15 protein-coding genes and 1 pseudogene are annotated in these 18,150 nt (G+C 55.7%); 8 read left to right on the top strand and 8 right to left on the bottom strand.

All coding sequences use genetic code 11. From position 1 onward, the window contains the following. Positions 1 to 71 precede the first annotated feature (71 nt). The 6 genes and pseudogenes from P0204_RS18495 to P0204_RS18520 form a co-directional block, all read right to left on the bottom strand. Positions 72 to 1,049: pseudogene (locus P0204_RS18495) on the bottom strand (IS1595 family transposase). Positions 1,050 to 1,155: 106 nt separating this feature from the next. Next, positions 1,156 to 3,321 carry a type B DNA-directed DNA polymerase gene (locus P0204_RS18500; RefSeq protein WP_276224292.1) on the bottom strand — a complete coding sequence of 722 codons (2,166 nt, stop codon included), beginning with the start codon at positions 3,319 to 3,321 and terminating at the stop codon, positions 1,156 to 1,158. A gap of 2 nt (positions 3,322 to 3,323) precedes the next feature. Then, the gene (locus P0204_RS18505; RefSeq protein WP_276224221.1) at positions 3,324 to 3,629 is read right to left on the bottom strand and encodes a DUF8156 family protein; all 306 of its coding nucleotides are present in this window, start codon (positions 3,627 to 3,629) and stop codon (positions 3,324 to 3,326) included. Positions 3,630 to 3,631: 2 nt separating this feature from the next. Further along, positions 3,632 to 4,576, bottom strand: coding sequence for a hypothetical protein (locus tag P0204_RS18510; protein WP_276224223.1), 945 nt, complete (start codon positions 4,574 to 4,576; stop codon positions 3,632 to 3,634). Between the two features lie 244 nt (positions 4,577 to 4,820). Further along, positions 4,821 to 5,057, bottom strand: a complete 237-nt coding sequence (locus tag P0204_RS18515; RefSeq protein ID WP_276224225.1) for a hypothetical protein — start codon at positions 5,055 to 5,057, stop codon at positions 4,821 to 4,823. Positions 5,058 to 5,541: 484 nt separating this feature from the next. Continuing rightward, positions 5,542 to 6,138 carry a hypothetical protein gene (locus tag P0204_RS18520; RefSeq protein WP_276224227.1) on the bottom strand — a complete coding sequence of 199 codons (597 nt, stop codon included), beginning with the start codon at positions 6,136 to 6,138 and terminating at the stop codon, positions 5,542 to 5,544. 210 nt (positions 6,139 to 6,348) lie between these two features. Here P0204_RS18520 and P0204_RS18525 point away from each other — a divergent pair, with 210 nt between their 5' ends. Continuing rightward, positions 6,349 to 7,038, top strand: a complete 690-nt coding sequence (locus P0204_RS18525) for an SOS response-associated peptidase (RefSeq protein WP_276224293.1) — start codon at positions 6,349 to 6,351, stop codon at positions 7,036 to 7,038. Positions 7,039 to 7,053: 15 nt separating this feature from the next. Here the strand turns inward: P0204_RS18525 and P0204_RS18530 are convergent, their stop codons facing one another. Together P0204_RS18530 and P0204_RS18535 are read right to left on the bottom strand one after the other, a co-directional pair. Further along, a complete protein-coding gene (locus P0204_RS18530; RefSeq protein WP_276224295.1) occupies positions 7,054 to 8,082 on the bottom strand; it encodes a Cdc6/Cdc18 family protein in 1,029 nt (342 codons plus the stop codon). A 181-nt stretch (positions 8,083 to 8,263) separates the two neighbouring features. Beyond that, complete coding sequence (locus P0204_RS18535) at positions 8,264 to 8,488, bottom strand: DUF8139 family protein (RefSeq protein WP_276224229.1); 225 nt, start codon at positions 8,486 to 8,488, stop codon at positions 8,264 to 8,266. Positions 8,489 to 8,599: 111 nt separating this feature from the next. Here P0204_RS18535 and P0204_RS18540 point away from each other — a divergent pair, with 111 nt between their 5' ends. The 7 genes from P0204_RS18540 (at position 8,600) to P0204_RS18570 (ending at position 18,126) form a co-directional block, all read left to right on the top strand. Further along, positions 8,600 to 9,256 carry a BrxE family protein gene (locus P0204_RS18540; protein WP_276224230.1) on the top strand — a complete coding sequence of 219 codons (657 nt, stop codon included), beginning with the start codon at positions 8,600 to 8,602 and terminating at the stop codon, positions 9,254 to 9,256. Positions 9,257 to 9,265: 9 nt separating this feature from the next. Further along, on the top strand, positions 9,266 to 10,078 hold the full coding sequence (locus P0204_RS18545; protein ID WP_276224232.1) for a BrxA family protein: 813 nt from the start codon (positions 9,266 to 9,268) through the stop codon (positions 10,076 to 10,078). Then, positions 10,068 to 10,637: a BREX protein BrxB domain-containing protein gene (locus tag P0204_RS18550; RefSeq protein WP_276224234.1), complete on the top strand. Its 570-nt coding sequence runs from the start codon at positions 10,068 to 10,070 to the stop codon at positions 10,635 to 10,637. Before P0204_RS18545 ends, P0204_RS18550 begins: the two co-directional genes overlap by 11 nt. After that, on the top strand, positions 10,630 to 11,913 hold the full coding sequence (locus P0204_RS18555; protein WP_276224297.1) for a hypothetical protein: 1,284 nt from the start codon (positions 10,630 to 10,632) through the stop codon (positions 11,911 to 11,913). Before P0204_RS18550 ends, P0204_RS18555 begins: the two co-directional genes overlap by 8 nt. Further along, entirely contained in the window at positions 11,852 to 14,269 is a 2,418-nt protein-coding gene (gene brxC, locus P0204_RS18560) for a BREX system P-loop protein BrxC (RefSeq protein ID WP_276224467.1), read from the top strand. The genes P0204_RS18555 and brxC overlap by 62 nt, the downstream gene beginning before the upstream one ends. 192 nt (positions 14,270 to 14,461) lie before the next feature. Then, on the top strand, positions 14,462 to 15,538 hold the full coding sequence (locus P0204_RS18565) for a BREX-1 system adenine-specific DNA-methyltransferase PglX (protein ID WP_276224299.1): 1,077 nt from the start codon (positions 14,462 to 14,464) through the stop codon (positions 15,536 to 15,538). After that, positions 15,514 to 18,126, top strand: a complete 2,613-nt coding sequence (locus tag P0204_RS18570; RefSeq protein ID WP_419181163.1) for an Eco57I restriction-modification methylase domain-containing protein — start codon at positions 15,514 to 15,516, stop codon at positions 18,124 to 18,126. The genes P0204_RS18565 and P0204_RS18570 overlap by 25 nt, the downstream gene beginning before the upstream one ends. Positions 18,127 to 18,150: the final 24 nt, after the last annotated feature.

Here is an 18,150-nt window from a genome sequence, read left to right on the forward strand (position 1 = left end):
GTGAAGCACGTTTCAGAGGAGTAGCGTGGAGAGCATGTTTGATAGTGATTAGGTCGAACCTTTACTCGCTCTTATGTAGAATCGCGGAAAGCCCCGATAACGAGACACTCAACGATTGGCTCGGCGGATTCACCCGCTAGGTTGAGTGACCGAACGATGCCAAAGGTGTGAGCGGCCTGCTCCAAGCCCTGCTTGGACAGGCCGCGAAACTTCCGCAACCACGGCTGGACGAGCGAAAACAGGCACTCAGCCTGGTTAATATGAACGCCCTCGGGCGAAACATACCGCTCTTTGTGGACGACCGTTAGGTGGTCAAACTCCATCTGTCGGTATGCCTGGAGTCCGTCGGTCCAGACCTCTCCCAGCGGCTGTGAGAGGTCTTCAACCTCCTAAATCACCGGTTCAAGATCACCGCTGTAGTCGATGCCCAGTTGGCTGCGAATCACGCGAAGCGAGTCGCGGCACGCCGCGACGAGCGTCAGCTGATCACCGTGACGACCTCGCCAGCGTGATCGGCCTGTTTGGGACGAGCAGCCGCGTGAACGGCTGTTCCGCGGCGGCTCTTGGCCTTTGTAGCCCGAACAAACCTCGCCGGATTCGTCGACTTGCGTCGGTCCATCGATGGTCTGGTCGAGTAGCTTCCAGACGACGGGGAAGCCGCGCTGAACTGCGGCTTCCACGTCTCGAATGGCTGTATAGACGGTTCTATAGGCTCGACCGAAGAACGGCGCGATCTGGTTGAGACTCAGTAACGTATCGGCGTACAGCGTGAACGCGAGAAGCACCTCGCCGCAGGAGAGGTGCTTCTCGTGGAACGGGGTTCCGTAGGTGAAAACCGGCTTGAAATTGCAGTCACGGCACCAGGTTCGGTCGATACTCTCCCACGTCACGATGCTCTGGTGGCCGCACCGTGGACAGGACGTATTCTCCCAGAATTCCTTGAGTCGCCGCTTGATACGGGCATCGAGCGGTTCTGTGTCGATCTCGACGACGCCCAGCTCGATCAGCTCTCGAAACATCGCTCCGAACGCTGGCTGAGCAGAAACCATATCGCCACATTAGCGCCGGTTCAGTGTAACAATACGGTCTTTCCGCAGCTTTGCATAAGAGCGCTCAGTATAACCAACAACTCTCCCGATATCTCGATAGTGTTGGTTAACTTCTTCCAATCTCGGTGAAGGCGGTCAAGTCCGTTTCCCGAGTTTCCGCGATCTCGCGTCGAACTTCTGTCCGATCCCAGCCAAGCGGTGCCAGCACACTCTCGACAGCTCTGACGAGTTGCGTCTCGTAGTACGACGCATCGTACGACTCTATCTCTTCGTGGGCCAACGCGACCCGCCCTCGAGAACTCTTCTCGTCGTCGACGACCACGTACTCGATATCCTGTCCTGGGTAGATGGCGAGGTCCTGGTCCCGAGCCCGCTTCAGCGCCGCCACGTTCTGTGTGTTCTGCGTGTACCCTTCCAGCGGCTTGGAGACACGATTCCGTTCGACGAGCTGCTCAACCGGCACCGTTCCAGCGTGGAGGCATTTGATCGCGTCCTGGAGACAGTCGAGTACGGCGTCCGGAGATCGAGTCGCGTCGAGCCGTTCGAGACAGTCCCGCTGGACGTTCTCGATGAACGGCGGGGTCGAGCGCTGCCGGGCTTCGATGCCTCTGATCTTGAAGTCGTCGTCGCCGGCGACCTTGCCGAAGTACTTCGTCAGCGCGCCGGCGTCGCTCTCGCGCTGCGGCACGAACGCCACCCAGTCGTAGTGGGCCTCGTGTTCGAGCCGAATCTCGACGCGTTCCGTGATCTCCGTCGCGAGCGTCCCGAGGTCCTCGCGGTCATCGTTGTCGATGTCGGGGTCCGGGGTCACCCAGATGGAGTCGACGATGCCGTGGACGACGCGCCAGCCGCCAGCTTCCAGTCGCTGTTTCGACGTCAGCAGAATCTCGCGAGCGAACGCGTTGATCGTTTCGTGGCACTCGATGCGGCCGAACTTCGCGTTGCTGAACCCTTGATAGCCGAAGCAGGCGACGAGGATCCACTTCAGCGCTCCCGACCGCCCCTCTAGTTCTGCCAGTCGGTCCTTGTCGGGGTCGTCCCGTTCCTTCTCGTGACGGATGGCCGCCTTGATCTCGTCGCGGGCGTCGATGATCGGCTGGAGGACGTCGACGAGGTAGCCCCGGTCGTCGCAGATCGAGTACCCGAGGCCGGGGACGTCGTCGCGGTCGCTGTGGCAGTCACACCGGATGACGTCCGGCGATACGTTCCGGGTACAGATGATGTTCGGGTACAACGAGGAGAAGTCGAGTTCATGGACGTTCTCGTGAAACCCGACCTCGGGCGCGAAAATGAAGCCGCCACGGTCGGCGTCGTGGAGCGTCCCCATCGGCTTGTAGAACTCGTGACGCCAGGAGTTCCATGGCACGAGGACGTCGCGGTCGTGGGCCTCGCAGATCTGGATCGCCGTGAGCACGTTCCCGATCGACGCCCACACGAGCTCCTGAACGGGCTTGTTCGAGCGCGACACGAGGTCGAGGACGCCGTCGAGGTTGGTCTCCCCGTAGAAGAACGTGTTCGACTCGTCGATGATTGCCCGCCCGGGGACGTTGTACCGCGCCGGCGAGTGGCCGACGCGGCCGTAGCTCGAGTACGTCGACCGGCTCGCGAGCTGCTGGTAGTCGATGTCCGGCCACCGACTCAGCGAGAAGTCGTCGACGCCGGCAGCCGTCGCCATCTCGTACAGGGTCGGGACGATCTCGCTGGTTGAGCAGACCAGGACGTCCGGATCGTGCGCTTCGAGTGCCCCTTGGACGGCGGTCAGGATATCCGTCGGCGAGCCGGTGACGGTGTCGCCGCCGACGGACAGTTCCTCGTAGACGTCGTTGCTCGTTTCGGTCACCGGAACACTGAGCCGGAGCGTCGACAGTTCGCTCGCCGGCGTCGGATCGGCGCCGGTCTCCAGACAGTATCGGAACTCTCGCGAGAAGTCGACGTTGAAGCAGGCGAGATCCCCGACTGGATAGGCCGACAACTGGCGCGCTTGCCGGGCGGGTGGAGTGATGCGGTCGATGTGGGCGACGTCGACCGTGAGAACGGCCTCCTCGTCTCGTCGAAAGCCCGGCCGTCGCGTAACCATCTCGGTCGCGACGACGTCCGGGTGCTGGTCGTACACCGACTCGAGTGTCGTGAGGTCGAGGTCGGCATCAGGGTCGCGACCGGCCACGTAGAAGCGTGGGGTGTAGTCATCGCGCTCGGTCGCGACGGCGCCGTCGGCGGTTGCCTCCCACTCTAGGACGCGGCCGTCGTCCAGAAAGTCGATACTGAACGGCATCGTCACGGGTTCGCGTCCGGTGGGGCACTCTCCTGGTCATCGCGTGCTGCGACCGCGGCTTCGAGCTCCTCGAGGCGCTCTTCGTGGTCGTCGAGGCGCTCCTCCTGTTCGAGATCGATGCTGAGCAGCGCCGGCAGCAGCGGGTTCTGGTGGTTCAACAGCCCGCTCGCGTCGGCGTGCTTGCGGGCGTACTCGAACAGCCGGTCGAAACGTGGTTGGTCGCGACGCCGCAGTGCCCGGCGGAACTCCGCCCAGCGCTCTTCGATGGCCCGGAGCGTATCCCGGTACGTCGGGTTCGTGCGCCCCATCGCTATCGGCCTCCTGTCCCGGTCGCCGTCCACGCATCAAGCAAGGGGTCCGTGGTGGTCGCCACCGTCTCACCGTCAGCGGTGACGCCCGTTCCGACGCCTTCCGGAGTCGGCGTCGACGGCGCCGGCGTCGTCGGTTCCACGCCGACCTGCGTGGCGCGTGCCGCGAGCAGCTGCCGCCAGTACGCGAACGTCGTCTGGTAGTACGCGCCGTCGTCGACGGGATAGACGAGCGTCTCGAAGTCCTCGCCGACGACCCGTGGCCCCATCCGGGTTTGCTCACACTCCAGGTGGTGGTCGGCGACCGTCGCGATCGATTCGGTGAATTCGTTTCGTTCGTTTCGCGTAACGAGCACCGGGATGTCGTACCCCTCGGCGTAGGTCGCTAACCGGGCAAGGACGCGGGCTTGGAGGGTTTTCGCGTGGGTCTCGCCAAGGGTATCTTCGGCGCGGTACTGGGCATCGACGGCCGGCGCGACGATGAGGGCGGGTGTGTGGGGCGACGTGTCCTCGTCACGACTCGGTTCCCCTCGACCGGCCGCCCTGGCGTCGGTGGTGGACATCTGGATCGACTTGTTCACTGCCGTCGGGAGATCACAGACGGCGCCGTAGTGCTGGTAGGCAGTGAATCCGCGTGCGACGTGGATTCGGTTGAGCAACCGTTGACTGGGCGCGATCTGAGCGAGTGTCGTCGTCGTCGCGTGGCCGTTTGCGTCGACCCAGAAGGCGGGTCCGTCGTGCAGGAGGAGATGGTCGAGCACGAGCGAGTGCAGGATCGGGACGCCGCGGCCTCCCTCGACGTCGAGCAGGGTGATGCCGTCGCCGAGTGACGGCAACAACATCCCGTCCGTAGCCGGATCGGCCTGGTCAGCGAGGGACCGATTGCGGTCAGCTCCCCGAGTTGGCTGGTCCACCGCCAATCGGTTCGACGTTGAGTGTTCTCCCATACTCGACTAGTTGTCTACGTTCCCGATAAGCCGCGGCGTGTCGCTTCCGCGTTTCAGGAAACTCGATGTGATCCCCTCCAATCCCGGTACAGTCCCGAGTTGTCTCCGTTTGGATCCTATTTCCGAGAATAGTTCCTGAATCGAGCGTACTTCGTGTTAACCAACACCCGGCCGTATTGACAGCGGTGTGTTGGTTAAACCTACCTGCTGCAGTCTCGAGCCTGACTGCTCGGAATGTTAATGCTCAACGCCACGTTGGAAGAGGTGCTCTATGAGCTATCCACGAACCCACGTCGACCACCGAAACCCCGACCACCACGAGTCGATGCACCCAACTCGAAATATCGTGAACGCCCACGTTGTTGCCGGGGAATTCCTCACTTCGCGGTACCACGAGGCGCTTCAAACTGTTCTCCATCCCCTCGGCGAGTCTTTGGACACCAAAGACCAACATGCGCTCAACGACCTTGGCATCGTCCATGCTACTGGTTCCTTGAACGAGCTATCCCCGATCGTTCGCACATACGTCAAACTCGATGAGTATTGGACACGCACCCATCGTACTGCGCTCAACGAACTATTCGCTGATCGACGTGCTCACGTCCTGAGTTGCTGTACACGGTTCCTTTCTGAATTCTCTCGACACACACTCGAAGTCGAATCTGGCCGTTCCGGAACTGCGCTGGATAGTACCCTTGCCCCATTCCTGGAAAGCGGGTTTCTCTCACACACAGATGATGAGAAAACGCCTTATTCTGTTGATGAACACCACGCACTGTATCGACCGACTGAACGGCTCTTCGACGCACTTCTTGACCAAGCACCTGTTCTCTGTGGTCTTCTGCCACCGACCGAGCTCTAATCGCACGATTCAGAGGCTTTTCGGCTCTGTAGAAATCCTCTTGGCCACATACCAATAGCCGGTACGTAAGCTTGCGAGTCTTACACACACGAAGGGGAAGGATTCAACCGTCCTTTTCTATCGGAAGAACCCGCCCATCCTCCGTAACACGGAGATTTTCAAACTCTAAAGCCGTATTCAACTTCTCTACCACTTCTTGATGCTTCTTCTGCTCGCCGATATACTGCTTAGGATCCGCGGCCTTCTGAACAATCTGCACAACATATCGGTAATCCTCGCTGTTCAACTCTTGCAACTTCTCTTTAGCAATATAAACGCGATTACTATGGCCCTCAGCCTTACTCCGCAACGGATCATCATGGCTTAAATTGTACCTCATTTCATCCGCGTCAAATCCAACTATCTCGAAGAAATCAGCTATCTCATCCGTACTACGTCCGTCAGCGATAACCTCTGCCAGTTCATCCAGCACCTCGTCACTGAACTGCTTCTTTTCCTTCAACTCCTCCAACCACTCTCCGCCTGCCAGATTCATTTCCTCTACTCTCTCTGACTCAGCGTATATACTCATCACCTCTTCCCACTTCGGCGTCCAGACATACTCATTCCCGTTACTATCCTGGAAGATGATATCCATCTTGATTCTGTTATCTGGGAATGTACCCACAGAATCTATCTTGTCGAAGAACACCCGTTTCATGCTTACACCAATCGGATGTAATGGTGAAATAGTTTTGTAGGTTGTCAGTAGAGAAGTACCGTTTATCTGTTTTCCATAGACGCCTCCTCTGTTGTATAGAACCTCTGTACTTGCCAATCATCCCAAATCTACCATCAAACGAAGGGGCCTCAGAACCAGCCCTTCACATTTTCAAATACGTTGAAGACTCTCCCAGTTGGATCAGGATGTATGTGTGGTCGAAACTCGCTTTTCATCGATCGGGCCGACCTCGAGGCCCGTTTCGATGCGGAGGTCGTCGCTGACGGCGGGTATACACCCCAATACAACATCGCGCCAGGTGAGGACCTCTACATCATCACGAACGAGGCCTCCGACGAGATCGACGCCTACCACTGGGGGCTGATTCCGTTCTGGGCGGATGAGCACGAGGAGGGCATCATCAACGCTCGCTCCGAGACTGCCGGCGAGAAACGCGTCTTCGAGCGGGCGTGGGAATCACGTCCCTGTCTTGTCCTCTCGTCGGGGTTCTACGAGTGGAAATCACCGAACGGCGGGTCGAAACAACCCTACCGGATTCACCGGGAGGACGACCCCGCGTTTGCGATGGCCGGGCTCTGGGACGTCTGGGAGGGCGACGACGAGACGATTTCGTGCGTGACAATTCTCACAACGGAGCCGAACGACCTGATGAACTCAATCCACGACCGGATGCCGCTCGTCCTTCCACAGGACGCGGAATCTGACTGGCTCGCCGCAGATCCGGACACCCGCAAAGAACTGTGCCAGCCGTATCCGAAGGACGATCTAGACGCTTACGAGATCTCGACGCGAGTTAACAACCCCGGCAACGACGATCCCCAGGTCATCGAGCCGCTGGACCACGAGCAATCAGGCCTCGGCGAGTTCAGTTCGGGATAGTTGACGGCGTAACGGTCACTGCATCGGCGACGCCGCTGCCGAATCGACGAGCGAGTACTCTCGGTCTCGACTCGTCCCTTCCGCCTCGAGGAGGTTGTACTGCTCCATCTTCGAGAGGTACGTGCGGATAGTCCGCTTCGTCCGCGGATCATCGACGTCCTCGGTATAGCGCTCGTGAATTTCGCTCGGCCCGACCGGGCCGTGCTCGCGAACGACGTCGTAGACGACGCGCTGGTGCGGCGTGAGCGAGTCGAGGCTCTTCTGCTTGATCTGGGCCCGAGCATCCTCGGCGGCGTCCAGGAGAATGTCGTCGGTGATACGCTCGTGATTCTCGCGATCTGCCTTGCCGGCGGCCGTTCGAAGGATGCCGATTGCGAGGCGGGCGTCGCCGGCGGCCGCGTCGGCCATCCGGTAGAGCTGGTCGTCGGTGATGACGTCCTCGTCGAGCCCCCACTTTGCCCGAGCACTCAGGATGTCGTACAGCTGCTCGTCGTGGTACTTGTCCATCCGGACGTGCTCGCTGGAGCGCAGTCGGCTCACGAGGCGGTCGTCGACGCGGCTGAACAGCTCCTCTTCCTTGTTCGCGATGCAGATGATTGCGAACTGCGGGAGGCTGTGGAGGTCGTAGATGACGCTGGGGTCTTCGAGCTGGTCGACCTCGTCGAGGATGACGACGGTTCGCGGGCCGTCGTGCTGCTGGAGGCGATCAACAAGTTCGTCGTGCGGCGTCGACTGCCGGTGGATGTCGATGGTCGCGCCGAGGTCGTCGAGAATCTGGTAGAGCGTCCGAAATCGGGTGTAGTTACGCCAGCAGTTGACGTAGATGGCCTCGACGTCGAGGACCTCCTCGCGCAGTCGTTCCGTGACGAACTTCGAGATACACGTCTTCCCCGTTCCGCTGGGTCCGGTGACGATAGCGGTGTCGGCGGGTTCTCCGTTCGTGATGGGCTCGAGGACGCTAGAGAGGTGGTTAACTTCCGCGTCGCGATGCTCAACTTCCCGAGGGACGAATCCGGCGCGGAGAACGCGAGCATCGCGGATCATCGTTGCTTGATAGACTGGTTTTGCCCTAACCGTAAAAGCGTGACCGGGTTGTTTCCGGAAACCCCTATTCGGTGTTCATTATAAAACACAACCCTACGCAGTGACGCGATTCTTTTGTGGAAGTAGTATATTTCCGGAATACTTGAGACCCCGTTAACTGAGTCAGATTGTTCGAAGTCAGCTATTTAATTGGGGGACGGATAGCTCGCCATCGAACATCAACCGTTTCTCCTGATTCGAGCTGGATTCGATAGAGTCGTGAATCCCGTGAATCTCCTGTTTCCTTGCCGGCGTCGTCCGAGAAGATATTCACAATTACGCCGTGTTCTCCGTGATATTGGTGGTCTGGATCGGTTTCGTCGGGGATATCTATTCGGACCCGATCCCCTTTGCTTGTATTTTCCATAGTGTATCGGTGGTATCTTGGACTCATCCCCGCTCGGCGATTAAACTCCTACGGAAACCAAGAGTAACCAGAGACGCTGGTTCTAAACCCTCCCCTATTGTGAGTGCACATATGACCCCTGCTGACGTCGCTGACGTGTTCGCCTCGACCAGAGAAACGCTTGAGAAAGCAGGTATGGCCGATGACTTCTTTCTGGATCTTGTCGCTTCCCGCCTTATAGTAGAACGGGTCGGTGAATCGAGTAATCAGGATTGGTGGGAGTCACGGGTTCTGTCTGGGACTGGTCGCACCCGGCTGTCTGAAGTAACCCCAAAAACACGGCTGAAATCCCGAATCACTCTCGCATTGAAAGTCGGCCGCAAAGCAGAATCGGATCGAGTTGCTGATGACTCAATCTCGCTTTTCTCCTTTGGGCCCCAGATAGAATCACGCCTTACCGCTGCAATCGAGGAACTGGAGAGCAACGACGAACTGACGTTTGAAGCACTCGAAGACCTGTCGGTCCAGCCGCTGGAAGAGGGCTGGACAGACAGTATTATTACCGCAACTGCGTCGAATATCTCCAGTTCAGACACCACTGAGCCTCAGCAGAATCCAGGGACGGGTGAATCATATCTGGTTGGCGAGAGAAGTTATACGCAAGATGAGATTGAGCCCGACAAATGGAGAATCCTCACCACTCTCCTCCGGGGCTACGGGCAGTGCACCGACCAGCTTCAGGTGCCGTACTACACCCTTGAGTCAGAACTTAAATCAGAGAACGCGTGATGAGTTCGTATGAGTAACGAACCCGTCGAACCAGAGGATGGAGAAGAGGTAGAGAACGAAGAGAGCCTCGACCCGAAAATCGCCCATCACAGCACGTACATCGACGAGACGAAACGGATTCTCCAAACCTACGTCGAATGTGGTTCCTACGAGGAGCTGGAACGCCGTGTCGTCGAGGGGAATATCCTGAACAAGAATACTGACGAATATAGAACGAACATTCTTCGGGAGGTTACGCGTCGACACATCCCCGACAAAGAGGAGTACACCGAGACCCCGCTGATGCAGGTGATAACCTCGGAGGTCCGTAGTGACGTTATCGACTGGTGTCTCTACTACGAGTTCGCCCAAGATCCGTTCATCCGACTCGTTACCACCGATTTCCTCTACCCCGAATTTGAGCGTGGAACGCTCTCCGTCCAAGCAGTCGACATCGTAGAGTTCATCGAATCGATTCAGGAGAACTACGCCGACCTGCGGGATCGCTCTGAGTCAACAATAAACGAGGCCGCTACGAAGTACCTCACCGCCCTCCGCAACTTCGGTCTCTTAGAGGGAACCCAACGGAAGGAATTTGCAGTCACATACATCCCTGATGAGACTATCGCGTACGTGGTGTATCGACTATTCCAGAAAGACGTGAACTCGGCATCAGAGATTATTGAACACGACGACTGGAAACTGTTCCTTATGAACGAGTCGGAAGTACAGCGACGGATTCGAGATATCTCCCCGCAGTACGTAAATTATGAGAAACGTGGCTCTACACAACGACTCGTGAGAAAGCACGACAGTATGGAGGATCTCATCGATGCCTTCTGAGTTCCAGGAACGGCTCGAAGAGGTCGAACGGCTCGTTCGAGATGACCGTGACGAGGTCGGGAAGCGAGCGGGGGTCCCATTCATCGTATTCACGTACGACCCGGGCGACGAAATTGAGGTCGATGAAGAGGTTCGAAACCTCATCGAGAAACTGGAATATCACGACCAGAACGTCGCAGCAATCGATATGCGTGATCTGGTCTTCACGATCCTCGAAGAACGCGGGATTCTGGATAACGTCATTGACCTCGAACGCCGAGACAAAGAGCAGCTACTCGACGGCCTGAAATCGTCGCTGCTGGACGACGGTGAGATGGGGAAGCTGGCTTCAGCAATCGCCGAACAGGCAGAGACAGCAGATACTGTCATCGTCTACCGGATGGGTATTCTCTATCCGTTTGCAAGCGCGTCCACTCTGATGGGACAATTAGAAACGAATACGCCGGACGAGACCCCAATCGTATTCTGTTACCCGGCGACAGTCGATGACAAGAGCTTAAGATTCCTCGATGAATCTGAAGGAACATATTACCGCGCAAGGGTGATCGGACATGAGTGACACTACTACATCACACCAGATACACGAAATCTTCTACCGGTCGATCAATCGGAAAATCGACCGCGTCGTCAAGGTCGACAACGACGACCCGAGTGTCGTCAAGAAAGAGCTTGAAGAGTACATCCTCACACCGCAGCTCGAACGGCACTTTTCGGACGCATTAGAGGCCGTCATCGACACCGAACACGCACAGACGGAAGACGTCGGCATGTGGGTCTCGGGGTTCTTCGGTTCCGGGAAGAGCCACTTCATGAAGATCCTCGGGCACGTCCTGGAAAACCGCGAATTCGACGATACCCAGGCGGCCGATATGTTCCGGGATCGCATCGAGGGCAACGAAATGCTCGACGGTGCGGTCGGCTCCGTGACGCAGAAATTCGACTCGGAGGTGCTGATGTTTCAGATCGGCGCGAAAGCTGATGCCTCCGGGAGCGAGTCAATCACGGAGATCATTCACCGGGAGTTCAACACCTCACGTGGCTACGCGTCGATGCCCTGGGTCGCCCAAATGGAGCAGGAACTCGAATCTAGGGGAGTCTACGACGACTTCGTCAACGCCATCGAGACGAACACCGGGAAAGACTGGACGGAGGCCCGCAAGGACGCTATGTTCGTCCGGTCGGACATGGAGACTGCCTTGGTCGAGGCAACCGACGAATTCGACGACGAAGACGATGCGGCTCGGGCGATTGATGACGTTCAGGATAACGTCCTGATCAACCCTTCGACGCTCGCTGAGGACATCGTGGACTACGTCGAGAAACGGGAGGAGGAGACGGGAGACAACTGTCGGTACTTCGTCTTCATCGACGAGATCTCCCAATTCATCGGCGACGACGGACAACTCCTCTTGGAGCTACAGAGCATCGTCGAGGAATTCGGACAGAAGGGCAAGGGGAAAATCTTCCTCGGAGTCACGTCTCAGGAGCAGCTCCAACAGCTGATTCCCGGCGTGCTGGAAAAGGAAGCCGAGGAATCGAAGGTCATCGACCGCTTCCCACATCGGTTCGACCTCACCTCCGAGAACCTGGATAAAGTCGTCCGCGACCGTGTTCTCAGTAAAAAGGGGAGTACAGGGGTACAATCGGTGATCTTTACGACGAGCATGAAGGGTTCCTCTCGGCAAAGTATAAACTCGAATCTGCCAAAGTCTGAAACCGATTACTCGGGACAACTTCATCGACTGTTACCCGTTCCTTCCCTACCAGCTCGACATCCTTCCGGAAATTTTCAAGTCACTCGGAAAAGGCTCCGACGATCAGTTGGCCGGGAGTGAGCGGACGCTGATTGACGTCACACAGAGCGTCCTTAAAGACGAGGAGTACCTCTACAACGAGGAACTTGGGGCGCTGGTCACGCTGGACATGATCTTCGACGAGATCAGCAACGACATTCCCAGCAGTGACGTCAAATCCATCCGCGAGGCGAAACCGAAGGACGCCGACACGGAGACCGCACGGCGCGTCCTCAAATCTCTCTACCTCCTCCAGCAGCTCCCCTGGATTCCGAACACAGCGGACAACATTGCCACGTCACTCCAGCGTGAACTCGGGCCAACCCAGGAGTTGGAGGGCGAGGTGGAGGATACGCTTGACGCGCTCGTCGACGCCGGCTTTGTCGGCCGGAGCGAAGAAGGATACCGGTTCCTCCGCGAAACTGAACGTGAGCTCGAAAACGAGATTAAGGGGATCGAAGTCGGTCCTGGCGACATCCGCCGGTCGTCCAAGCGCTTCCTGAACGACATCCTCGACGAAACCTCTCGCGTCAACTACGAGGGGAAGACGTTCCAGCTGAACTTGAACATCGACGGTGAGGAGATCACGTCTAAGGGCTACATCGACCTGAAGACCTACTCGCCGATCTACCAGCGATACGAGGACCTCGACCCGGACGGTCTGAAGACGCAGAGCTTCAGTGAGGACGATTCCCTCTACTGGATCGCCGACGACGAGAAGCAACACACCATCTACGACAAGCTGAAATCGATCTACCAGATCAACACCGTCGTCAAAGAGAAGCGCGGGAACGAACTCAGCCAGGAAGAACAGGAAGCACTCGGACAGAAGCAAGAGGACCTCCAGCGCCTCCGCAGCGAAGTCGAGCGCGAGTTCAAACGCAGCTTCCAACGCGGCGTACTGATCTACAACGGCGATACCGAGGAGTTCGACGCGACCAACACCTCACTCAGTTCGCTCGTATCACGGAAGACAGACAACGCCATCCCGAAGGTCTTCCACAAGTTCAACCACGGTTCTGCTTCAGTGAAGGACCGTCATATCAAGGACATATTCGGTGACCTTGATAAGTCGTCAACTCCCGCAGCCCTCACCGAACTGGGTGTCATTCAGGACGGAGACCTTCTTGCGGAAGCATACATCGCGTCTGAAGTCGAAGACGAAATCCAGAGCCGCGAAAAAGCCGGTCAAGACCGTACTGGAGACGACCTAATCAGCCACTTCGCACAGCCGCCATACGGCTGGAGCAGAAACGTCGTCAGACTCGCCGCTGCCGTCCTCTTCCGACACGGTGCTATCATCCCGACGTACAAGGAGCGAACGTACAGCACGTATACGGAGGACGGCGCACAGGAGCTGTTCACCCAGGTTACGAAGTTCAAGAACACCTCCTTCGACGAGCGGGAGACTGTTGACGTCGAAACGCGAGAGGACGCAAAGCAACTCCTCGACCGGCTGTTCGACCGCAAAGTCCAATCCACCGACCAAGCAGTCGATGAGGGGATCCGCGAGGAAGCGAATACATGGGAGTCTACCACGAGCACCCTGCTTTCGCAATTGCGGCGAGTAGGCTTCCCGCTGGCCGACGACGTCGAGGACTTCCAGAACAGACTCAACAACCTCCTCCAGCAGCCCACCTCCGCCAAGCGCATCAAGAAGTTCGCCGAGTTCGAGGACGAACTGGAGAACCTCGCTAAAACGGCAAAAGCAGTTGCCGAGTTCTGTGGCGAAACGGGTGGCGAGAACCACCTGAAGGAGTACGAAACGATTCAGGACTTCATCTCTGGAGAGTGGGAAACACTCGTGGATGAAGCAGCTGATCACGACATCGTTCACATAAGCGACGAAGCTCGTGACGCTGCTGACCGCGTCAAGAACACGCTGGACACCGAGGGTGTCATTGAGCAGTGGAACGACGTCAAGACCGATTATCGGACTGCAGCGGAGGCCTTCGCCTCGACGTACGAGGAACTGTACGAACAGCGCTATGAGACCTACACTGCGTCCATCGAAAACGTCCGTGCGTACGCAGGTGACGACATCGACGACAATGACCTGGAGTCGGCAATATCGGACTTGACGGAGCGCCAGGGCGAGGGATCGGTCGATCTGGACATCTCCAGCAAGGACCACATCAACCCCACACCTTCGCTCACACGCCTTATCGAGCACATCCAGACTGTCGATGCGTACGAGAGCGCAGCAAAGAACGAAATCGACGACATCGAGGATGATGACGACGATGGGAAGACCCGCAAGAAAGTGGACACGTCCGACATCTTCGGGAACACCGTCGTGACTGAGGTTGACGACATCGAGAAGCCAATCACCGACCTCCGAGAGAAGGTCGAAGAACTCCTTGACCAAGAGGGAGACGTCGAGATCCGGTTCCGGTAGGGTAACTTCTCGAACTAACCCTCTGCGCTGAATCTCTCGACCTGTGTCGAGACGGTGACGGAACGAGCCCGTGACCCAATACTATAAGAGACGCCAACTGCTTGTCGGTGGTATGTCATCGCGGGCGGGAATCACGACACAGCGTACTGCCGTCCCGCCCGTTTCGTGGCAGTACGCGACCCTCTAATATCCATGTCCACGACACACGGTCAACCTGGTCTCTCGTCGGATCAACGCTCAACCATCCGAAGCACTATCATCAGCACACGCCACACGCTCGAAGACGAGCTTCGCCGCCAGCTCGAAAAGTACGGCATCTATGAGGACAAGAAACTTCCACAGGATCAGCTGACGCATCTCTCTGCCGAGGAACTCCACACCCGCGATAGAATAGACGCAGCCATCGAACGAGAACTCGAATCCACGGATGGAAACCTGGAACGGTCGATCACTAACTACGTCCGCGAAGCCACGAAGACCTATCTCAACCGATTCGTCGCGCTAAAAACCATCGAGGTTCGTGGTCTCGTCGAGGAGACCATCACTGAACGGCCGGAGTACGGCAACCGGTCGTACATGCACCACACCGTGGCCGAAATCGCTGGTGAACTCACCAACGCGCAAGACGACGGTTTTGGTGCCGCACTTGACCTAGCGTACCAGGAGATCGGTGCGGAGATTCGGATGATCTTCGAGGAATCCGAACACACCGCTATTGACCTCGATGCGCAGGTTCGAGAAGAGGTTCTCGACGAATTGGACGCAATTGACGACGAAGCCTGGGAGAGCGACGAAGCTCTGGGCTGGGTGTACCAGTATTTCGGTGAGGAGGAGCGTGAGGATATCGACGAACGCATCGACGAAGAGAATTACAAAGTCTCAGGTACCGATATAGCAACAAAGACCCAGCTTTTCACGCCACGTTATATTGTCGAATGGATGGTTGATAATTCTCTTGGGCGGACGTGGCTTGAAATGAAAGGGGAGCGGACGAATATCGACAGTGAGGAGAATTGCTTCTACCTTGCACCCCCCCAAGACTCACTAATTAACCGGGAAGAAAAGTCAGTTGAGGAAATTACGGTTCTTGACCCCGCCTGTGGCAGCGGTCATATGCTGTTTTATTCTTTTGACATCCTTTATCAAATGTATCTGGAGGAGGGGAAGTCCCAGAGAAATACATACCGCGGGAAATTCTCAGAAACAACCTCTATGGTATCGATATCGATTCAGGGGCTGCGCAAATCGCCGCGCTCTCGCTTTATTTGAAGGCCAAAGAGCAATCACCAGAAGTTGCAATCCCACAGCTGAACATCGCTTCAGCCGACGCGGTACTTATTAACGGAGATAGGAAGCAGGAGGTACTTGAACGAACAGAGTCGGAGCTCGAAGAAGAAATACTAGAGCAACTCTGGCGAAGCTTCGATAACATCCGAGAGTTCGGCAGTCTCATCCGTATTGAGGATCGGATTGAATCGATTCTTGATGAGCACCGTGACTCAATTCAAGAATCAGGCCAGTCTCAATTCACGTCAGAGGGAGGGCTTGCGACTCAAAGCTCATTTGTTACTAGTGAAGGTGGCGAAGAAACGTGGGAAGAAGTAAAGAATCGACTCCTTGACTCAGTTAGGGAACTGGCGACTGAAGCTTTGGATCATAACGACCCCGTTGAGGAGATGTTTGCAGAAGAAGTGGAAAAGACAGTTGAATTAGTGGATCTACTCGTTGCGGACTACAGTGTTGTCGTCTCTAACCCCCCATATCTTGATAGCGGTAAAATGGGCGATGACCTGACTCAGTTCCTTAAGGACACTTACAAAAGCAGCAGGGATACCTATGCTGCATTCATTGAGCGGAACACAGAGTTTCTCGCCCCTGATGGACTAGCGTCTATGATCACCCCAGAGACATTTATGTTCAATTACAGCTTCCGGGGCCTTCGGCCAAAACTTCTAGAGAACTCGGAGTTCGTTGATGTCGTTCATCTTACTAACCGAGATGAAGCTTACATGAATGTCTGTACACTGATTTCTAACTCCAAGCACAACCGCCGGTCCCGTTTTATTCGTTTAATAGGAGCAGACGATAGGCCAGCAGCATTAAACAATACAATAACGGACCTTAGGGTAGGAGACAGTTCAGAGCGACAGTACTTCGCTAACCAGTCAGCATTCCTGGAAATTGATCGATCTCCATTTATCTATTGGTTTGGGAAAGAAGTCTTGGACCTATTCATTAAGTATGGGAATCTAAAAGATACTGCTGATGTCTTGAGGGGACTTGACACCGGAAATGACGACCGTTTTGTTCGGTATGACTGGGAAGTTGACCCGAACGATAATTCTTGGAACAGGTATGTAATGAGCGGCGAGGGAGAGCCATTCTTCGAAGCCTCAAATATGAAAGCATTGTGGGAAAATAACGGAGCAGAAATCAAATCAACCGATGATAGTATCGTCCCCAGCGAGGACAGATACTTTGATGAAGGAATGACATACCGAAGGTTTGGCGATCTTGTCGTTCGTCACCTCCCAGCTAATTGGATTCCGAGTGACGGGAGCCCATTTATTGGGCCACACGAGAATGACCGAATACTTCACATTCTTGGCTATCTCAATTCATCACTGGCGGAATTCGTTATTGAGGGTCTGAATCCGGGCCTGAACATTCAGATTGGTGACGTTGAACGTATCCCTATCGACACTAGTTGGCGGAACGATGAAATCGAACGTCTATCAGAAATTGCTATTGAAGTGCAGGAAGAACGGCAATCCTATTTAGAAACTGCTCCAGTTTATCACGGAGGTGAGAAGTTCAGAAGTGAGTCAATGAGTGAATATCTCTTCAAAGAAGATCTTCTTGATTCGGCTTTGCTGGTTATTCGGCATAAGATCTCAGAAGCAGTTTTCGACTATTACGAAATATCTAACGACACGAGAGAGCAAATTTACCAGGAGAGTGAACGAGTGATCGGAAAAGATTACGTACTGACGTCTGACCAGCCAGTTCCGGAGCTAGTCGATCAAATTGGTGTGGAGCCAACGGTCGTAACAGATGAAGAATATCAAAAACTTAGGGGGGCGTTTGAATCCTTCTCTGGTGATGATCTACAAGAAGCTTCAAAAGAACTCGGCGTCTCCCCATTTACGATTGCAGATCTTCGCCGTGAATCATATGATGAAGAGCGTAAAGAGATATATGCTGAGGATCAGCTTTCGTTTGCAATAGGACATGCGCTTGGTCACTGGAATACCTTCGACCAGCTTCCGGCACCCGATAGTGAAATTGTTCCAATTGGTGATAGTTATGAAGAGAATATCGGTTGGTATGTAGATGAAGTGGTTCAGCATTTAACGGGAGACGATGAATGGCGACCTCGATTTAATGACCATTTGGGGCGAGAGGTGGCTGACTGGATTCAGAATCGGTTCTTCCGATATCACCACTGCAAAGAATATCGTCGCCGAGGGCAGCGTATTCCGATTTATTGGCAAATCGAAAGCCCTGCTGAGGAGTTCAGTTGCTTCCTTTATTACCACGGAATAGATGAAAATACCCTTCCGAAGCTCCGAGGACAGTATCTTGATCCGCGGATCAACGAGCTCGAAAATGAACTCGAAACCTTAAACGCTCAGACAAACCGGGAAAATCCAGACAAAGATCTCCTGAATAGACAGGAGGAGGTCCAGACCGAACTTGATGATCTCGAACAATTCCGTGAAACCATAGATAAAATGATTGACGACGGCGTCACAGTTGACGTTGAGAAGGGTATTTGGGAGAACCTCAAGGAATGGGATCAGTACGAAGTCCTCGAAACTGGGCTTCCCAAACTGAAGTCCAGTTACTCTCGATGAGGTAAAGTCGGCCGTTTCTCCAAT

It is taken from the genome of Haloarcula halophila (assembly GCF_029278565.1).
In the GTDB taxonomy this organism is placed as follows: Archaea; Halobacteriota; Halobacteria; order Halobacteriales; family Haloarculaceae; genus Haloarcula; species Haloarcula halophila.